This is a genomic window from Cupriavidus sp. 207A1 (assembly GCF_057798955.1).
Map to the genome: position 1 here is coordinate 69,381 of NZ_JBYOJO010000011.1, position 17,306 is coordinate 86,686.

Below are 17,306 nucleotides of genomic sequence, written 5' to 3' on the forward strand. Positions count from 1 at the left end.
CTCGCTCAATCCCCGCCGGGCGCCTGCGCGGCCGGTGTGTCCGCCAGCGCGACGAAGGCATCGATCAGCCGCGCGCCGCGCCGCTCGCGCAGGCAGTACAGGTATTCGTGCAGGCACGGCGCGGCATCGGTGAAGCCCAGCACGCGCAGGTCAGGATGGCTTGGCACCTCGTGCCGGGCAATCACCGAAACGCCCAGGTTGCGGATCACCGCTTCGCGGATCGATTCCCGGCTGCCGATTTCCATCTGCGCCGCCGGGCTGACGCGCGCCTGCGCCAGCATGTCCTCGGTAGCGATGCGCGTGGTCGAGCCCAGCTCGCGCATCAGCAGCCGGCAGTTCGCCAGCGCGCTCACCGGCACTTCGGTATGGCCGGCCAGCGCATGGGTGCGGTGCACCACCAGCATCAGCGGATCGACGCCCAGCAGCATGCGCGACAGGCGCGCGTCGTCGACGCGCTGCGACGAGGTGGCAAGGTCGACGCGGTATTCCTGCAGCGCCTCCAGCACCTCCTGCGAGTTGCCGGTGACCACGCTGACGTCGATCGCGGGAAAACGCTCGCTGAAGCGGCGGATCAGTTCCAGCACGTAGTACGGCGCGGTGGCGCCCACGCGCAGGCTGCCGGTGCGCAGGTCGCCCGAATGGCGCAGGAAGAAGTCGATCTCGGTTTCCTGCTGCACCAGCGCCTCGACCCGCGGCAGCAGTGCCAGCCCGGCGTCGGACAGCGCCAGCCGGCGCCCGCCGCGGTGGAACAGCTCGACCCCGTAGGCCTCTTCCAGCGCGCGGATCTGCGCGGTGATGGTGGGCTGCGACAGGCCCAGGCGCTTGGCCGCCTGGGTGACGCTGCCGATGCGGGCCACCATGAAGAAGGATTTGAGCTGGGCGATGAGCATGCGGCGGGAAGAGGTCGCGGACGCCGGCAACGCGGCAAGACGGCGGAGCGTGGGCACCCGCCATGGCGAAGCGGTATTCTAATGGACCGCGCCATGCCCTCCGGCCCAGCCGTCCGCCGCCTTGCCAAGGAGCCAGCCCATGCCAGACCCGTCCACCGCCGCCACCCGCATCGAAAAAGACAGCCTGGGCGACGTGCCCGTGCCCGCCGACCATTTGTGGGGGGCGCAGACCGAGCGCTCGCGCCAGAACTTCCGCATCGGCACCGAGAAGATGCCGCCCGCGCTGATCGAGGCCTTTGCCATCCTGAAGCTGTGCGCGGCGCGCGCCAACGGCGAACTGGGCGTGCTGCCGCCCGAACTCGCGCATGCCATCGAGCAGGCCGCCGCCGAGGTCATCGAAGGCCGCTGGCCCGACGAGTTCCCGCTGTCGGTGTGGCAGACCGGCTCCGGCACGCAGACCAACATGAACCTGAACGAGGTCATCGCCAACCGCGCCATCCAGCTGCTGGGCGGCGAGGTCGGCAGCAAGACCCCGGTGCACCCGAACGACCACGTCAATGCCAGCCAGTCGTCCAACGACAGCTTCCCCACCGCGATGCACATTGCCGCCACGCGCGCGATCCAGCAGCAACTGCTGCCGGCGCTGGAGCAGCTGCAGCAAACCTTCGCGCGCAAGGTCGAGGCCTTTGCCGATATCGTCAAGGTAGGCCGCACGCACCTGCAGGACGCGGTGCCGCTGACGCTGGGGCAGGAATTCTCCGGCTACATGGCGCAGGTGGCCGATGCGCAGTCGCGCCTGCAGCAGGCCATGCTGCGCGCGATGCCGGTGGCGCAGGGCGGCACCGCGGTGGGCACCGGCCTGAACGCGCCGCACGGCTTTGCCGCCGCCTTTGCGCGCGCGCTGGCCGACTACACCGGCCTGCCGTTCGAGCCCGCGCCCAACCGCTATGCGTTGCAGGCCGCGCACGATGCGCTGGCCGACTTGTCGGGCGCGCTCAACACCACTGCGTCGTCATTCCTGAAGATCGCGCGCGATTTCATGCTGCTGGGCTCCGGGCCGCGCGCCGGCTTTGCCGAGCTGGTGCTGCCGGCCAACGAGCCGGGCTCTTCGATCATGCCGGGCAAGGTCAACCCGACCCAGGCCGAGGCGCTGGCGATGGTGTGCTGCCGCGTGATCGGCAACCACACCACGGTGACGCTGGCGAACGGACTGGGCACGCTCGAGCTGAACGCCTACAAGCCGGTGATCATCTACAGCCTGCTGCAATCGGTGAGCCTGCTGGCGGGCGCGGCCTCGAGCTTTGCCGAGCATATGGTCGAGGGGGTCGAGGCCGACCGCGAGCGCATCGCCGAACTGCTGGAGCGCTCGCTGATGCCGGTGACCGCGCTCAATCCGCATATCGGCTATGACCGCGCCGCGGAAATCGCCAAGCTGGCGGTCAAGCGCAACCTGTCGCTGCGCGAGGCCGCGATCGCGTCCGGGCATGTCACCGAGGCGCAGTTTGCCGAGTGGATCGACCTGAAGGGGATGACGCGCGAGGTGTAGCGCGTGCGGGCTTGAAACAGAGGCGCCCGGCGCGGAACCGCGCCGGGGCGGGCCGGCGTCAGCCGACGAAGGCCTTTTCCAGCACGAAATGGCCGGGGTGGCTCATATTGCCTTCGGCAAAGCCGCGCGCTTCGAGGATGGCGCGCACGTCCTTCAGCATATCCGGGCTGCCGCACAGCATGATTCGGTCGTTCTCGGTCGAGAACGGCGCCATGTCCAGGCGCTCGAACAGCTCGCCCGAGGCGATCAGGTCGGTGATGCGGCCGCGGTTGTCGAACTCTTCGCGGGTCACGGTCGGGAAGTACACCAGCTTTTCGCGCACCAGCTCGCCCAGGTGCTCGTGCTGGGGCAGGTGTTCCTGGATCAGCTCGCGGTAGGCCAGCTCTTCGACGAAGCGGCAGGTATGGGTCAGCACCACCCTGTCGTAGCGCTCGTAGACGTCGGGGTCACGGATGATCGACAGGAACGGCGCCAGGCCGGTGCCGGTGGCCAGCAGCCACAGGGTCTTGCCGGGCAGCAGGTTGTCCACCAGCAGCGTGCCGGTCGGCTTCTTGCCAACGTAGATCTGGTCGCCTTCGCGCAGGTGCTGCAGGCGCGAGGTCAGCGGGCCGTCGGGCACCTTGATGCTGAAGAATTCCAGCGTCTCTTCATAGTTGGCGCTGGCAATGCTGTAGGCGCGCAGCAGCGGGCGGCCATTCACTTCCAGGCCGACCATGGCGAACTGGCCGTTTTCAAAGCGGAAACCGGGGTCGCGCGTGCAGGTGAAGCTGAAAAGGGTGTCGGTCCAGTGATGGACGGAAAGGATCGATTGCTGGTTCAGATTGCTCATGGCAAGACGCGGAATGCAGCGCGACGGCGCGCCAAAAAAACGGCTGGGAAGGAAGCGATCTTAACGCAAGCCCCGGCTCGGCGCAGGCGGAGCCTGCAACGGCAGCAGGGATTAGCGCCAATCCCGAGCGGATGAGCCGAAGCCATCACGTCGATAAACGCGTGGCGGCGCTTGCCTGGCTCAGCGAGATCCCGGCTTCACCCGCCAGGCGTGAGCGCGCCGGACAGTTCGCAGCGCTGGCGCGCCAGCGCTTCGCGCGAGTAGCCGTGGCGCACCCGCAGCTGGTGCTCGACGGCGTCGGCCTGGTCCAGGCACGCGAACACCAGGTCGTCCTTGACGCGTTGCGACACGCCCTTCAGGCGCGGCGCCTCGTACGCGACCTGGCGCGCGCGGCAGCGCAGGAACAGCAGGGTTTCCTGCGAGGCGATGATCAGCTGGTCATGCTCGATCCGCTTGCATTCGACCAGATCCTGGGCGGAGGCGCTGGCGCCGGCAAAGAACAAAGGCAGGCACAGCCATCGGCGCAACGAGCGGTGCATGGCAAACGGGGGCGCAGAAGGCCAGTTGAGGGTCCGGCTCGAATCATTGCCCAGACCCGCGCCCAGCGCAAGCCGCAGTGCGCGCAACATCGCATTGCGGCACGGCGCCGGACGGTGCCAATTCGGATATCGGTGTCCATTTAGCGGAACAATTGCCCGCAAAGGCTGAAAACTTCGTCGTCACGCCGCCCATGCTGCATCGCAGCATATGGCTGGGACGTAAGTCCCGCCCGGCATGAAGAGGCTTGGGCCACTCAAGACCGCGTTCCACTGGTATGTGAGCGCCCGCCGGCCCCATGCCGCCGGCATGGCAATATACGGGGGCCGTCACCGCCCCTGTCTCTTCCTGATCACCCCATGGACCTGAACGCCCTGCGCCTGTTCGTCGACATCGTCGACGCCGGCAACCTGAGCGCGGCCGCGCGCAAGCTCAAGATGACGCGCGCCAATGTCAGCTACCGGCTCAAGGCGCTGGAAGAAGAGCTGGGCGTGCAGCTGCTGCGCCGGACCACGCGCCATGTCGAGCCGACGCCGGTGGGCGCCGGCCTGTACGAGCACGGCCGCAATATCCTGGGCGAGGTCGCGGCGGCCAATGCGCTGATCAGCAACATGGGCAAGAGCCTGCAGGGCCATGTGCGGCTGTCGGTGCCCACCGGGCTGGGCCATTCGCTGCTGTCGCCGCTGCTGGTGCGGTTCAAGCAGCGCTATCCGGACATCACCCTGGATGTCGTGTTCGACAACCGCGTGCACAACCTGGTGTCCGAGGACGTGGAGGTGGCGCTGCGCATCATCTCGACGCCGCCGGATTCGGTGGTGGCCACCGAGATCGGCGCGGTCGACTGGATCGTCTGCGCCGCGCCCGCGTACCTTGCCGGCCACCCGGCGCCGCAGGCACTGGCCGGGCTGCAGTCGCATGCCATCGTGTGCGCGTCGCCGGTGGGGCAGAAGCTCAAGGCATCGGGCTCGCGCGAAGGCGGCAACGATGGCGAGGTGCGCGAACAAGTGGTGCTCGAGCCCACGCTCAGCTCGGAGAACTTCGCCTTCCTGAAAGAGGCGGTGCTGGCCGGCCTGGGCGTCGGCATCTTCCCGATCTATGCGATCGGCGCGGAACTGGACAGCGGCGCACTGGTGCCGCTGCTGTCCGATTACCGCATCAGCGTGTTTGGCAGCAAGCTCTACATGCTGACCATGCCCAACCGCTACCAGACCCTGGCCACGCGTTACCTGCTGAATTTCTTGAAGACCGAACTGCAGGCGGTGTGGCCGCGGCTGCACCGCTAGCCGCAGGCCATCGCCATGGCGCCGGCGCACTATATTAGGAGCACAAGGATAACCGTCGGCGCATCCGGAACCTAGGAGCAATCATGGCCCTGGCTAGTACGCTCGCTAACTGCCTGAGCAGCAAGAACACCCGCTACGACATCATCCGCCACCCCTACACCCTGAGCAGCATGGCCACGGCAGAGGCCGCGCACGTGCCCGGGGACCGGCTGGCCAAGACGCTGTTGCTGGAGGATGAACGCGGCTACGTTGCCGCTGTGATCCCTTCGAGCCATCACCTGCAGATGGCGGCCATCTGCGAACAGACCGGGCGCAACCTGGTGCTGGCGCACGAGGACGAGATCCGCGAGATATTCAAGGATTGCGACCTCGGCGCGATTCCGCCGGTGGCGATGGCATACGGCATGACAACTTATGTGGACGACAGCCTGATGCAGCAGCCCGAAGTGTATTTCGAGGGCGGCGACCACCAGGACCTGGTGCACATGAGCGGCGACCAGTTCAAGCAACTGATGTCGGATGCGGGGCATGGGCAGTTCTCGCGCCGCATGATGTAAGCGGTGCGACGGCAACGGCCACCACGCGGGTTGCGGCCCGCGCGGTGGCCGTTTTGCTGTTTCAGCGGCTCTGTGGCGATGCCTCGGCGCCTGCGGGCAACGCCGGCGCGCTGTCGTCCTTCAGGTCTACGCCGGAGCGCCCGAGCGCCGCCGCGCCGCAAAGCAGAAACACCAGCCGCTCGGCGGCCTGCGCGCAGGACAGCCCCTCGGGGCGCACATTGGAGATGCAGTTGCGCTCGGCATCGGTGCGGCCGACACGCGGCGCATGGGTCAGGTAGATGCCGAGGCTGTCGGGCGAACTCAGCCCGGGCCGCTCGCCGATCAGCATCACCACCTGGCGCGCGCCCAGGCGCTCGCCGATCTCGTCGCCCAGCGCCACGCGCGACTGCTCGGCCACCACCACGGGGCCGATCTGCCAGCCCTGCGGCAGGCGCTGGCGCGCCGCCTGAAGCAGCGGCAGCGCATGGCGCTGCGTGGCCAGCGCGGACAGGCCATCGGCGATCACGAACACCACATCAGGCGCCTGCTGCGGTCGTGCCGCGTCCAGCCGCTTACGGCTGGCTTCGTCGAGACGACGGCCCAGGTCGGGGCGGCGCAGGTAGTGCTCGCGGTCCGGCGCCGCGCTGTGCACGGCCACGTGCGGCAGCCCGGCCGCATCCAGCGCCGCGGTGACGATGCCCACCTCGAGCGCCAGATGCACCGCATCGCGCGCCTGGGCATGGGCCAGGCCGAAGGCCAGCACGGCGTCGGTGGGCTGGCTGTGGCCGGTGCGGCCCAACGCGATGCGCGCGCGCGTAAAGCGGCGCAGCCGTTGCCACGGGTCGGCTTCGGCCGGGGCCGGATCGGGACTGGCGGGCGCCTGGCGTTTGGCCGTCATCGCGGTGCCTTACAAGGTGTGGGCCATCTGCAGCAGCGGCTGGCGCGCCGCGGGCTCCAGCAGCCGGCCGGCGCCGTCGGCAATGCCCATGCGCTGCAGCCAGGCCTCGAATTCCGGCGCCGGGCGCAGCCCCAGCACTTCGCGCAGGTACAGCGCGTCGTGGAACGAGGTGCTCTGGTAGTTCAGCATGATGTCGTCGGCGCCGGGCACGCCCATGATGAAGTTGATGCCGGCCACGCCGAACAGCGTCAGCAGCGTGTCCATGTCATCCTGGTCGGCCTCGGCATGGTTGGTGTAGCAGACGTCGCAGCCCATCGGCACACCCATCAGCTTGCCGCAGAAGTGGTCTTCCAGCCCGGCGCGGATGATCTGCTTGCCGTCGTACAGGTACTCCGGCCCGATAAAGCCGACCACGGTATTGACCAGCAGCGGCGAGAACGCGCGCGCCACCGCATAGGCGCGCGCCTCCATGGTCTGCTGGTCGACGCCATGGTGCGCGTCGGCCGACAGCGCGCTGCCCTGGCCGGTCTCGAAATACATCAGGTTGTCGCCCACGGTGCCGCGCGCCAGCGCCTGCGCGGCGTCGTGCGCCTCGGCCAGCAGCGACAGGCTGATGCCGAAGGCGGCATTGGCGCGCTCGCTGCCGGCAACGGACTGGAACACCAGGTCCACCGGCGCGCCCTGGCCGATCGCGCGCAGCGTGTTGGTGACATGGGTCAGCACGCACGACTGCGTGGGGATGTCGAAGCGGCTGCGCAGCTCGTCGATCATGCGCAGCAGCGAGACGATCGCGCCGAGGTTGTCCGAGGCCGGATTGACGCCGATGGTGGCATCGCCGCAACCATAGAGCAGCCCGTCGATGATCGACGCGGCAATGCCCTTGGGGTCGTCGGTCGGGTGGTTGGGCTGCAGCCGCACCGCCAGCCGGCCCGGCAGCCCCACCGTGCTGCGAAAGCGCGTGACCACCTGGCACTTGCGCGCCACCGCGACCAGGTCCTGGTTGCGCATCAGCTTGCTCACCGCCGCCGCCATCTCCGGCGTGATGCCGGGCGCCACCCGCGCCAGCGTGGCGCTGTCGGTCTCGTGCCGCAGCAGCCAGTTGCGCAGGTCGCCCACGGTGGTGGCATCGATCGCGGCAAAGGCGGCGGCGTCGTGGCGGTCGTGGATCAGGCGCGTGACCTCGTCGTCTTCATAAGGCACCAGCGCCTCGTTGAGGAAGCGCGTCAGCGGCACCTCGGCCAGCGCCAGCCTGGCCGCCATCCGCTCCTGTTCGCTCTGCGCGGCAAGGCCCGCCAGGGCATCACCGGCGCGCGCCGGGCTGGCCCTGGCCAGCAGCGTGCGCAGGTCGGCAAAGACGTGGCGGTGGTTGCCGATGGTATGGGTGTAGGCCATGCGTTGCGTTCCCGGACTTGGCGACAAACACGGATCGCGCGGCAAGCCGCGGGCCGCGCACGATTCCCCCTAATATAGACACCCTTTGCGTGTGCCGATATGCCAACATCGGCGCCAGATCGCGGCGGCAAGTGCGAACCAAGCAGCGACTGACGCAGCCATTACACCTGGATCGGCGAGAATCCAGAATTCCTTTCAGCAAATTGCATGCCGGAGACACCGATGAAAGACCCCGAACCGACCGTCACCCCGCGCCTGCCGCCGGCCGCGTGGTACAGCGTCGGCACCGTCGCCTACCTGCTGACCGTGCTGGCGCTCTGGACCGTGCTGCACGCCAACCTGGTGGCGGCGCTGCTGTCCGGGCTGCTGCTGTATTCGCTGGTGGACGTGCTGGCGCCGCGCCTGAAGCGCCTGCACCAGCGCCACGACGCGCTCGCGGTGGCGATCCTGTCGGCGCTGATCCTGCTGGGGCTGACGCTGGCGGGCTGGCTGCTGGTGCGCTTCGTCAGCGGCGAGGGCAATACCCTGGACGGACTGCTCAACCACGTCGCCGACATCATCGACCGCTCGCGCGGGCAGCTGCCGCCGTGGGTCAGTGACGCGCTGCCCAACGGCGTCGACGAACTGGCCAACACGCTGATCGACACGCTGCGCGAACACGCCGCGATGGCGCAGAAGCTGGGCGCCGAGGTACTGCGCACGCTGGTGCATATCCTGATCGGCCTGGTGATCGGCGCGATGGTGGCGCTGTACCGCGCCGTGGCGCGGCCCAACCGGCGCCCGCTGGCAGCCGCGCTGGTGGCGCGCGCGCGCACGCTGCAGCAGGCGTTCTCGCAGTTCATCTTCGCGCAGATCCAGATCTCCACCATCAACACCGTGCTGACCGCGCTCTACCTGCTGCTGGTGCTGCCGCTGTTCGGCGTGCACCTGCCGCTGAGCAAGACCCTGGTGGTGATCACCTTTGTCGCGGGCCTGCTGCCAGTGCTGGGCAACCTGATCTCGAACACGGCCATCGTGGTGGCCTCGCTGTCGGTATCGCTGCCGATCGCGGTGGGCTCGCTGGTGTTCCTGGTGGTGATCCACAAGCTCGAGTACTTCCTCAACGCGCGCATCATCGGCGCGCGCATCCAGGCCGCGGCGTGGGAACTGCTGATGGTGATGCTGCTGATGGAAACGCTGTACGGCATCCCGGGCGTGATCGCCGGGCCGATCTTCTACGCGTACCTGAAGCGCGAACTGGCCGGTGCCGGGCTGATCTGAAGGCAGTGGCCGGCACGCCGGGCCGGTGGTAGGACCAACTCCCGGCCTCAACCGCCTCTGTATTCAGGCCCCGTCCTGCTCCACGCGGCTGCGCACGAAGTCGATGTGGGTCTGCATCGCCGTGCGTGCCTCTTCGGGGCGGCGCGCGCAGATGGCATCGCACAGCGTGCGGTGCTGCAGCAGCAGCAGGTCGGAGGCGCCGTCGTCCTGTTCGCGCAGGCCGGTGCCGTTGATGGTGATGTGCTCGCGCAGCATGCCGATCACGCTGGTATGCAGGTGCAGGAACATGGTGTTGTGCGAGGCCTGCGCGATGGCGTCATGCAGCTGCGCGTCGGCATCGGCCTCGGCCTGCTTGTCGTCGGCGGCGCGCGCGCGTTCCAGTTCGGCCATCAGCGCACGGATGCGCTTCACGTCGGCGGCATCCGCGCGCAACGCCGCGAAGTAGGCGGTGGCGCCTTCCAGCACGCGGCGGAACTCCAGGATGTCTTCGCGCAGCGCGGGATGGTCGGCCACCAGCTGGCCCCACGGCGAGGCAATGCCGGCGCGCAGCTGGTCGGTGGCATAGACGCCCGCGCCGCGCCGGCTCTGCAGCAGGCCGCGCGCGGCCAGGCGCTGGATCGCCTCGCGCACGGTGTTGCGCGCCACCGCGTACTGCTCGGCCAGCGTGCGCTCGGCCGGCAAGCGCGTGCCGGGTGGCCAGGTGCCGTCGAGCAGCGCGGTTTCCATGCGCCGCATCACCGACTCCACGCGTCCGCGGGCATTCCCGTGCCTGGCTGCCGTCATGCCGTATTCCCTCGCTCCTGAACGTGCGCGGCGCGCATTCTGAATTGGTCCGACCAATTTGAACCGCCGCGCGGAAGCGGGAATTATGCGCCCAAACGTGCGACCCAGCACGTGTGGAGCGAGACATGAAGGATCGTCAGTACCCCAGCGGCCCTGCCCCCACGCAGGCCTACCTGTTTGCCACCTGCCTGGTCGACATGTTCGTGCCGCAGGCCGGCCTCGATGCCGTGCGGCTGCTCGAGCGCGAAGGCCTGACCGTGCATTTCCCGCGCGGCCAGAGCTGCTGCGGCCAGCCCGCCTACAGCAGCGGCAACCCGGACGCGGCGCGCGCGGTGGCGCGAGCCCAGCTCGACCTGTTCGGCCAGCCATGGCCCGTGATCGTGCCGTCCGGCTCGTGCGCCGGCATGATGCGGCACCACTGGCCGCAGCTCTTTGCCGACGATCCGGTGGCCGGCCCGAAGGCGCGCGAACTGGCCGGGCGTGTCTTCGAGCTGGGCGAGTTCCTGCTGCACGTGCTGAAGGTGGACTTCGGCACTGCCGCGTCGTCGGCCCAGCCGTCGGAGCGCATCGTGCTGCATACCTCGTGCGGCGCGCGCCGCGAAATGGGCACGCGCGGGCACGGCGTGGCCCTGGTCGATGCGCTGCCGGGCGTGACCCGCGTCGAGCATGCGCGCGAGTCGGAGTGCTGCGGCTTCGGCGGCACCTTCTCGCTCAAGCATCCCGATATCTCGGGCGCCATGGTGCGCGACAAGGTGGCGTCGGCCTGCGCCACCGGCTGCGACCGCCTGGTCTCGGCCGACTGCGGCTGCCTGCTCAATATCGGCCATACCGCCGCGCACGACCGCGCCCCGCTGCAGGTGGAACACCTGGCCAGCTTCCTGTGGCGCCGTACCGGAGGTGCCGCATGAGCACGCCCGGCGCCCGCGAACGCATGCTGGGGCGGCTGCGCGCCGCCGCGCCCGTGCCGTCGCCGCAAACCACGGAGCTCGATCGGCGCATCGACAGCCATTTCGAAGCGCGCCGCCACGGCACGTCAGCGACGGGCGACCGCGTCGCCGCGATGCAGGCCGCGCTGCAGGGCCTGCATGCCGAGGCCTGGTGCGCCGACGCCACCGCCTGGCCCGCCTTGCTGGCTGCGGAACTGGCCAGGGCCGGCGTGAAGCGGCTGCTGCTCGATCCGGCCAGTCCGGCCGGCGCGGCGCTGGCAGCCGCGTTGCCGGCGGCGATCGAAGCCATCGGCTACGACCGCCCGATCGAGGCGTGGAAGGCCGAACTGTTCGACACCGTCGATGCCGGCTTCACCGTGGCGCGCTCCGGCATCGCCGCCACCGGCACGCTGGTGCTGGCGCCCGACGCGGGCTCGCCGCGCACGGTGTCGCTGGTGCCGCCGCTGCATGTGGCGCTGGTGCGGGCCTCGACGCTGCATGACGACCTGCACATGGCCGCCCGCGCCGAGCGCTGGGCCGGCGGCATGCCGACCAACCTGGTGCTGGTCTCCGGCCCGTCCAAGACCTCGGACATCCAGCAAACCCTGGCCTACGGCGCGCATGGTCCGCGCCGGCTGTGGGTGGTGATCGAGACCGATAACGCGGAGGCCGCGCGATGAGCGAGCAAACCCTGCAGTTCGTTGCGCCGCAGGCGTTCAAGGCCCGCGCCCGCGAGGCGCTGGACGACCCCAAGCTGCGCCAGAGCTTTCGCGGCGCGATGGACTTCCTGCAAGGCAAGCGCCTGGCGCAGTTTCCCGACGCCGACGAGCTCGAGCGCCTGCGCGACCTGGGCGAGGCGGTGCGCCAGCACGCGCTGGCCAACCTGCCCGACCTGCTGGTGCAGCTGGAACAGAAGCTGACCGCGGCCGGCGTGCAGGTGCACTGGGCCGAGACCGCCGACGAGGCCAACGCCATCATCCACGGCATCGCCAGCGCCAGGCAGGCAAGGCGCGTGATCAAGGGCAAGTCGATGGCCAGCGAGGAGATCGAGCTGAACCATTTCCTGGCTGAACGCGGCGTGGAGTGCATCGAGTCGGACATGGGCGAGTACATCGTCCAGCTGGCCGGCGAGAAGCCCTCGCATATCGTGATGCCGGCGATCCACAAGACCAAGGGCGATATCGCGCAGCTGTTCACCGAGCATATCCCCGACACGCCTTATACCGAGGACGTCGACGCGCTGATCCAGACCGGCCGCCGCGCGCTGCGCCAGGCCTTCGTCGAGGCCGACATCGGCCTGTCCGGCGTGAACTTCGCCGCCGCCGACACCGGCACGCTGTGGCTGGTGGAGAACGAGGGCAACGGCAGGCTCTCCACCACCGTGCCCGACGTGCATATCGCCATCATGGGCATGGAGAAGGTGGTGGCCAGGCTGGAGCACATTGTGCCGCTGTCGACGCTGCTGACGCGCTCCGCCACGGGCCAGGCCATCACCACCTATTTCAACCTGATCTCCGGCCCGCGCCGCGCCGGCGAGCGCGACGGCCCGCGCGAAGTGCACCTGGTGCTGCTCGACAACGGCCGCACCCAGGCCTATGCCGACGCGCAGCTGCGCGCCACGCTGCAATGCATCCGCTGCGGCGCGTGCATGAACCACTGCCCGGTCTACACCCGCATCGGCGGCCACGCCTACGGCACCACCTACCCGGGCCCGATCGGCAAGATCCTGTCGCCGCATCTGCTGGGGCTGGACGCCACCGCCGACCTGGCCACCGCCTCGAGCCTGTGCGGCGCCTGCGGCGAGGTCTGCCCGGTGCGCATCCCGATCCCGCAACTGCTGGTGCGCCTGCGCACGGAGGCCAACCGCGCGCCCGACCAACCGGTCGCCAACCCGCTGCGCGGCCAGGGCGCCAAGTACAGCCGTGGCGAGCACCTGGTGTGGCGCTTCTGGAGCGGCGCCTATGCGCACCCGGCGGCGTACCGGCTGTTCCGCTGGGCCGCGACGCGGCTGCGCGCGCTGACACCGGCGCGGCAGCTGGGCTGGACGCAGCACCGCACGCCGCTGAAACCGGCGGCGAAGAGCCTGGCGGACCTGCTGAAGGAAAAGGGGCAGCCGGAGTAGGCGGCGCCGGGCGCGGCGCTGACGCTTCCCCACGCCCGCTTGTTTGCTCCCCTCTCCCGCTTGCGGGAGAGGGAGCAAACAAGCGCGGACTGACGTCATCACGCATCCCACAACAACAAAGCTTTCCCAAACCACCACCAAATCAGGAGACCACCCTTGCAACCCTGGACCCAACTCTACACACCACTGGGCAGCCTGTGGCTGTCCTCGCTGGCGGCAGCGATCCCCATCGTGTTCTTCTTCATCGCGCTCGCGGTCTGGCGCATGAAGGGCCATGTCGCCGCGGCGGTGACGCTGCTGCTGGCGCTGGCCGTGGCAATCTTCGCTTACGGCATGCCCGCGCAGCAGGCGCTGGCCGCGGCCGGTTTCGGCTTTGCCTACGGCCTGTGGCCGATTGCGTGGATCATCGTGACCGCGGTGTTCCTTTACAAGATCGTGGTCAAGACCGGCCAGTTCGACGTGATCCGCGCCTCGGTGCTGTCGATCACCGACGACCAGCGCCTGCAGATGCTGCTGATCGGCTTTGCCTTCGGCGCCTTCCTGGAAGGCGCGGCGGGCTTCGGCGCGCCGGTGGCGATCACCGCGGCGCTGCTGGTGGGGCTGGGCTTCAACCCGCTGTACGCGGCGGGACTGTGCCTGATCGCCAATACCGCGCCGGTGGCGTTCGGCGCGATGGGCATTCCCATCATCGTGGCCGGGCAGGTGACGGGCCTCGACCCCTTCCATATCGGCGCCATGGCCGGGCGCCAGTTGCCGCTGCTGTCGCTGCTGGTGCCGTTCTGGCTGGTGTTCATGATGGACGGCGCCAAGGGCGTGCGCGAGACCTGGCCGGCGGCGCTGGTGTGCGGCGGCAGCTTTGCCGTGACGCAGTACTTCACCTCCAACCATATCGGGCCGGAACTGCCGGACATCACGTCGGCACTGGTGAGCCTGGTGTCGCTGGCGGCGTTCCTGAAGGTGTGGCAGCCGCGCAGCGCGTCGCAGCGCGCCGGCGGCAGCGCTGGCAACGTCAGTGGCGGCACGGTCGCGCTCGCTGGCTTTGGCGGCGGCTTCGGCGGCGCGATGGCAAGCCGCAAGGCGTCGCCCTACACGCTGGCGCAGACGCTGCGCGCATGGGCGCCGTTCGGCATCCTGACCGCCATCGTCACGGTGTGGAGCCTGCAGCCGTTCAAGGCGCTGTTCGCCGCCAACGGCCCGCTGGCGGGCACGGTGCTGAAGTTCAAGGTCCCGGGTCTGGATCAACTGGTGATCAAGGCCGCGCCGATCGTGGCCACGCCCAAGGCCTATGACGCGGTGCTGAAGATCGACCTGCTCTCCGCCGTCGGCACCGCGATCCTGCTGACCGCGCTGATCTCCGCCGTGCTGCTGCGCATGAAGCCGCGCGACCTGCTGGCCACGTTCGGCGAAACGCTGGTAGAGCTGGCGCGCCCGGTGCTGTCGATCGGGCTGGTGCTGGCATTCGCCTTTGTCGCCAATTACTCCGGCATGTCTTCGACACTGGCGCTGCTGCTGGCCGGCACCGGTGCGGCGTTCCCGTTCTTCTCGCCGTTCCTGGGCTGGCTGGGCGTGTTCCTGACCGGATCCGACACCTCGTCCAATGCGCTGTTCTGCGCGCTGCAGAACACCACCGCGCACCAGATCGGCGTGTCGGACACGCTGATGGTCGCGGCCAACACCACCGGCGGCGTCACCGCCAAGATGATCTCGCCGCAATCGATCGCGGTGGCCTGCGCTGCGACCGGGCTGGTGGGCAAGGAATCGGAGCTGTTCCGCTTCACGGTGAAGCACAGCCTGCTGTTCGCGGTGATCATCGGCGTGATGACGATGGTGCAGGCGTATTGGCTGCCGGGGATGATTCCCGGGTGATGCCCGTATCGCACCGCTTGCGTGCTCCCTCTCCCGCTTGCGGGAGAGGGGAGCAAACCAGCGGTGAGAGCTGACCACGCCGCCCCTACTCCAGGAACTCGTCCCCTTCAGTGAGCGGCGCATACCGGTACGTCGCCGGCGTCCGGCTCAACTTCACCGGCGCACCCAGGCCCCGGTACCCCCCTTCCATCTCCACCACCATCTCGCGGTGCCGCGTATGCGGATGCTGCAAGGCATCTGCCACCGACAGCACCGGCGCGCATGGCACGCCCGCGGTCACCAGCGTATCCGCCAGCGCCTTGCCGTCGAGCGTGCGCATGCGCGCTTCCAGCTCCGCCTTCAGCGCGACGCGATTGACCGAACGCGCGCCGGCCGTGGCATAGCGCTCGTCGTCGGCCAGCGCCGGCAGCTGCAGGTGCTCGCACAGGATGCGGAACTGCCGGTCATTGCCCACCGCCAGGAACACCGGGTCGGTGGCCGTGGCGACGGTGTCGTACGGATAGATGTTGGGATGCGCATTGCCGGTGCGCTGCGGCGTGTTGCCGCTCATGAACCAGTTGGCCGCATGCGGATGCAGCAGCGACAGCCCCGAGTCATACAGCGCGGCCTCGACGAACTGCCCGCGCCCGCTGCGGGCGCGCTCCTGCAGCGCCAGCAGCACGCCGATCACGGCGTTGAGGCCGGTCACCATGTCGACCACCGGCAAGCCCACGCGCAGCGGCTCGCCATCGGCCTCGCCGTTGATGCTCAGGATGCCGGACATGGCCTGGATCGCGGCATCGTAGCCGGGCAGGCCGCCCAGCGGACCGTCGGCGCCGAAGCCGGACACCCGGCAATGGACCAGCCGCGGGAAGCGCGCCGACAGCACGTCGTAGCCCAGGCCCCACTTCTCCAGCGTGCCGGTCTTGAAGTTCTCGACCAGCACGTCGGCCTCGGCCAGCAGCGCCAGCAGCACCTCGCGGTCCGGCTCGGCCGTCAGGTCCAGCCGCATCACGCGCTTGTTGCGGTTCAGGCCGAAGTAATACGACGCCACGCCATCCTTGAAGGGAGGGCCCCAGGTACGGGTGTCATCGCCCTGCGGCGGTTCGATCTTGAGCACGTCGGCGCCGTGGTCACCCAGGATCTGGCCGCAGTACGGGCCGCCCAGGATGCGCGACAGGTCGACCACGCGGATGCCGGCGAGCGCGCCGGGACGGGCTTGGGTCATGGCTGCAATCCTCCGGGCGTTGTCAGTCAAGCTGGGCGCCGGACTTCTGCACCACGGCACGCCACTTGCCCACCTCGGCCTTGACGAAACTGCCGAGCTGCTCCGGCGTGGTCGACGGGGCGAACTCCAGGCCTTGCGCCTGCAGCGTCTTGCGCACGTCGGGCTGCTTCAGCGCCTCGGCAAAGGCGCGGTTGAGCTTGCCGACCACCTCCGCCGGCGTGCCGGCGGGCGCGACCACGCCGAAGAACACCGACACGTCAAACCCGGGCACGCCCTGCTCGGCCACCGTCGGCACGTCGGGCAGCGCCTGCGAGCGCGCCTTGGTGGTCACGCCCAGCGCGCGCACCTTGCCGCTCTTGATGAAGGGCATCGCGGTCAGCACGTCGGTGAAGGTCATGCTGACCTGGCCGCCCAGCAGGTCGTTCAGCGCCGGGCCGGTGCCCTTGTACGGGATATGCTGGAAATCGGTGCCGGTGACGTTGTTGAACAGCACGCCAGCCAGGTGCGACGAAGCGCCATTGCCGGACGAGGCATAGGTCAGCTTGCCGGGATGCGCCTTGCCGTAGGCGATCAGCTCGTTGACGTTCTTCGCCGGCACCGACGGATTGACCACCAGCACGTTGGGCAGCTGGCCGATCTGGATCACCGGGGTGAAGCTCTTGACCGGGTCGTAGTTGATCTTGCGGTACAGGCTGACGTTGATCGCCAGCGGCGCCGAGGTGCCGAACATCAGCGTGTAGCCGTCGGGCTCGGCGCGCGCCACCGCCTCGGCGCCGATATTGCCGCCGGCGCCGGCGCGGTTCTCGACCACCACCGGCTGGCCCAGGCTGGTCTTGAGCGCGGCGGCCAGCGTGCGGGCCATGGCGTCGGTGGGGCCGCCCGGCGGATAGGTGACCACCATCATGATGGGCTTGGAGGGGAAGTCCTTCTGCGCGAAGGCGGGGGCGATAAACAGCGAGCACGCGGCGATGGCCGCGACGCGGTGCCAGAGTTTCATGGCGTTGTCTCCTGGTGTAGGACGTCTCCCGCGGGGTAGGCGGGATGGTTGGGGCGCTGGGGTTGGGGGTGCTCCCTCTCCCGCTTGCGGGAGAGGGTTGGGGAGAGGGCGGGAGCCTCTCACGAAGTCGGTGCTTTCGGTATGCCACCGCCTGGGGGGGGCCCCCCCCCCCCCCCCCCCCCCCCCCGCGGGGGGGGGAACAACCCGGTGGGGGAGGGCACGGACAGCCACCGA

At 69.2% G+C, this 17,306-nt stretch carries 16 protein-coding genes; 8 read left to right on the forward strand and 8 right to left on the reverse strand.

Translation table 11 applies throughout. The features are described 5' to 3' along the window. Positions 1-5: 5 nt before the first annotated feature. Complete coding sequence (locus tag AC3FMM_RS20220) at positions 6-890, reverse strand: LysR family transcriptional regulator (RefSeq protein WP_115711869.1); 885 nt, start codon at positions 888-890, stop codon at positions 6-8. Positions 891-1,029: 139 nt separating this feature from the next. Here AC3FMM_RS20220 and fumC point away from each other — a divergent pair, with 139 nt between their 5' ends. Continuing rightward, on the forward strand, positions 1,030-2,436 hold the full coding sequence (gene fumC, locus AC3FMM_RS20225; protein ID WP_115682138.1) for a class II fumarate hydratase: 1,407 nt from the start codon (positions 1,030-1,032) through the stop codon (positions 2,434-2,436). Between the two features lie 58 nt (positions 2,437-2,494). On the opposite strand, the gene AC3FMM_RS20230 is transcribed toward fumC, so the two are convergent. Then, positions 2,495-3,265 carry a ferredoxin--NADP reductase gene (locus tag AC3FMM_RS20230; RefSeq protein WP_018006019.1) on the reverse strand — a complete coding sequence of 257 codons (771 nt, stop codon included), beginning with the start codon at positions 3,263-3,265 and terminating at the stop codon, positions 2,495-2,497. Between the two features lie 197 nt (positions 3,266-3,462). Continuing rightward, entirely contained in the window at positions 3,463-3,804 is a 342-nt protein-coding gene (locus AC3FMM_RS20235) for a hypothetical protein (RefSeq protein ID WP_092314779.1), read from the reverse strand. A gap of 357 nt (positions 3,805-4,161) precedes the next feature. On the opposite strand from AC3FMM_RS20235, the gene AC3FMM_RS20240 reads away from it, so the two are divergent. After that, on the forward strand, positions 4,162-5,085 hold the full coding sequence (locus AC3FMM_RS20240) for a LysR family transcriptional regulator (RefSeq protein ID WP_115682137.1): 924 nt from the start codon (positions 4,162-4,164) through the stop codon (positions 5,083-5,085). Positions 5,086-5,168: 83 nt separating this feature from the next. Beyond that, on the forward strand, positions 5,169-5,642 hold the full coding sequence (locus AC3FMM_RS20245; RefSeq protein ID WP_018006022.1) for an aminoacyl-tRNA deacylase: 474 nt from the start codon (positions 5,169-5,171) through the stop codon (positions 5,640-5,642). 61 nt (positions 5,643-5,703) lie between these two features. On the opposite strand, the gene eutC is transcribed toward AC3FMM_RS20245, so the two are convergent. Together eutC and AC3FMM_RS20255 are read right to left on the reverse strand one after the other, a co-directional pair. Continuing rightward, positions 5,704-6,519, reverse strand: a complete 816-nt coding sequence (gene eutC, locus AC3FMM_RS20250) for an ethanolamine ammonia-lyase subunit EutC (RefSeq protein WP_488687361.1) — start codon at positions 6,517-6,519, stop codon at positions 5,704-5,706. 9 nt (positions 6,520-6,528) lie between these two features. Further along, positions 6,529-7,911, reverse strand: coding sequence for an ethanolamine ammonia-lyase subunit EutB (locus AC3FMM_RS20255; RefSeq protein ID WP_488687362.1), 1,383 nt, complete (start codon positions 7,909-7,911; stop codon positions 6,529-6,531). Positions 7,912-8,133: 222 nt separating this feature from the next. Between AC3FMM_RS20255 and AC3FMM_RS20260 the strand changes: the two genes are divergently transcribed. After that, entirely contained in the window at positions 8,134-9,171 is a 1,038-nt protein-coding gene (locus tag AC3FMM_RS20260) for an AI-2E family transporter (RefSeq protein ID WP_115711863.1), read from the forward strand. A gap of 63 nt (positions 9,172-9,234) precedes the next feature. On the opposite strand, the gene AC3FMM_RS20265 is transcribed toward AC3FMM_RS20260, so the two are convergent. Continuing rightward, complete coding sequence (locus tag AC3FMM_RS20265) at positions 9,235-9,954, reverse strand: FadR/GntR family transcriptional regulator (protein WP_172581803.1); 720 nt, start codon at positions 9,952-9,954, stop codon at positions 9,235-9,237. Between the two features lie 125 nt (positions 9,955-10,079). Here AC3FMM_RS20265 and AC3FMM_RS20270 point away from each other — a divergent pair, with 125 nt between their 5' ends. The 4 genes from AC3FMM_RS20270 (at position 10,080) to AC3FMM_RS20285 (ending at position 14,868) form a co-directional block, all read left to right on the forward strand. Further along, a complete protein-coding gene (locus AC3FMM_RS20270; RefSeq protein WP_115711862.1) occupies positions 10,080-10,862 on the forward strand; it encodes a (Fe-S)-binding protein in 783 nt (260 codons plus the stop codon). Next, the gene (locus AC3FMM_RS20275; protein WP_488687363.1) at positions 10,859-11,560 is read left to right on the forward strand and encodes a LutC/YkgG family protein; all 702 of its coding nucleotides are present in this window, start codon (positions 10,859-10,861) and stop codon (positions 11,558-11,560) included. The genes AC3FMM_RS20270 and AC3FMM_RS20275 overlap by 4 nt, the downstream gene beginning before the upstream one ends. Then, a complete protein-coding gene (locus tag AC3FMM_RS20280) occupies positions 11,557-13,002 on the forward strand; it encodes a LutB/LldF family L-lactate oxidation iron-sulfur protein (RefSeq protein ID WP_116313692.1) in 1,446 nt (481 codons plus the stop codon). The genes AC3FMM_RS20275 and AC3FMM_RS20280 overlap by 4 nt, the downstream gene beginning before the upstream one ends. A gap of 156 nt (positions 13,003-13,158) precedes the next feature. After that, positions 13,159-14,868: a lactate permease LctP family transporter gene (locus AC3FMM_RS20285; protein ID WP_115711859.1), complete on the forward strand. Its 1,710-nt coding sequence runs from the start codon at positions 13,159-13,161 to the stop codon at positions 14,866-14,868. An 85-nt stretch (positions 14,869-14,953) separates the two neighbouring features. Here AC3FMM_RS20285 and AC3FMM_RS20290 read toward each other — a convergent pair whose 3' ends face one another. Together AC3FMM_RS20290 and AC3FMM_RS20295 are read right to left on the reverse strand one after the other, a co-directional pair. Continuing rightward, positions 14,954-16,075, reverse strand: coding sequence for a CaiB/BaiF CoA transferase family protein (locus AC3FMM_RS20290; protein ID WP_473704734.1), 1,122 nt, complete (start codon positions 16,073-16,075; stop codon positions 14,954-14,956). A gap of 22 nt (positions 16,076-16,097) precedes the next feature. After that, a complete protein-coding gene (locus AC3FMM_RS20295) occupies positions 16,098-17,072 on the reverse strand; it encodes a Bug family tripartite tricarboxylate transporter substrate binding protein (RefSeq protein WP_116313694.1) in 975 nt (324 codons plus the stop codon). Positions 17,073-17,306 lie beyond the last annotated feature (234 nt).

What these genes read in the sequence shown, in the direction of transcription:
- AC3FMM_RS20220 (WP_115711869.1), bottom strand. Translation starts at nt 890, where the DNA reads ATGCTCATCGCCCAGCTCAAATCCTTCTTCATGGTGGCCCGCATCGGC.
- fumC (WP_115682138.1), top strand. Translation starts at nt 1,030, where the DNA reads ATGCCAGACCCGTCCACCGCCGCCACCCGCATCGAAAAAGACAGCCTG.
- AC3FMM_RS20230 (WP_018006019.1), bottom strand. Translation starts at nt 3,265, where the DNA reads ATGAGCAATCTGAACCAGCAATCGATCCTTTCCGTCCATCACTGGACC.
- AC3FMM_RS20235 (WP_092314779.1), bottom strand. Translation starts at nt 3,804, where the DNA reads ATGCACCGCTCGTTGCGCCGATGGCTGTGCCTGCCTTTGTTCTTTGCC.
- AC3FMM_RS20240 (WP_115682137.1), top strand. Translation starts at nt 4,162, where the DNA reads ATGGACCTGAACGCCCTGCGCCTGTTCGTCGACATCGTCGACGCCGGC.
- AC3FMM_RS20245 (WP_018006022.1), top strand. Translation starts at nt 5,169, where the DNA reads ATGGCCCTGGCTAGTACGCTCGCTAACTGCCTGAGCAGCAAGAACACC.
- eutC (WP_488687361.1), bottom strand. Translation starts at nt 6,519, where the DNA reads ATGACGGCCAAACGCCAGGCGCCCGCCAGTCCCGATCCGGCCCCGGCC.
- AC3FMM_RS20255 (WP_488687362.1), bottom strand. Translation starts at nt 7,911, where the DNA reads ATGGCCTACACCCATACCATCGGCAACCACCGCCACGTCTTTGCCGAC.
- AC3FMM_RS20260 (WP_115711863.1), top strand. Translation starts at nt 8,134, where the DNA reads ATGAAAGACCCCGAACCGACCGTCACCCCGCGCCTGCCGCCGGCCGCG.
- AC3FMM_RS20265 (WP_172581803.1), bottom strand. Translation starts at nt 9,954, where the DNA reads ATGACGGCAGCCAGGCACGGGAATGCCCGCGGACGCGTGGAGTCGGTG.
- AC3FMM_RS20270 (WP_115711862.1), top strand. Translation starts at nt 10,080, where the DNA reads ATGAAGGATCGTCAGTACCCCAGCGGCCCTGCCCCCACGCAGGCCTAC.
- AC3FMM_RS20275 (WP_488687363.1), top strand. Translation starts at nt 10,859, where the DNA reads ATGAGCACGCCCGGCGCCCGCGAACGCATGCTGGGGCGGCTGCGCGCC.
- AC3FMM_RS20280 (WP_116313692.1), top strand. Translation starts at nt 11,557, where the DNA reads ATGAGCGAGCAAACCCTGCAGTTCGTTGCGCCGCAGGCGTTCAAGGCC.
- AC3FMM_RS20290 (WP_473704734.1), bottom strand. Translation starts at nt 16,075, where the DNA reads ATGACCCAAGCCCGTCCCGGCGCGCTCGCCGGCATCCGCGTGGTCGAC.
- AC3FMM_RS20295 (WP_116313694.1), bottom strand. Translation starts at nt 17,072, where the DNA reads ATGAAACTCTGGCACCGCGTCGCGGCCATCGCCGCGTGCTCGCTGTTT.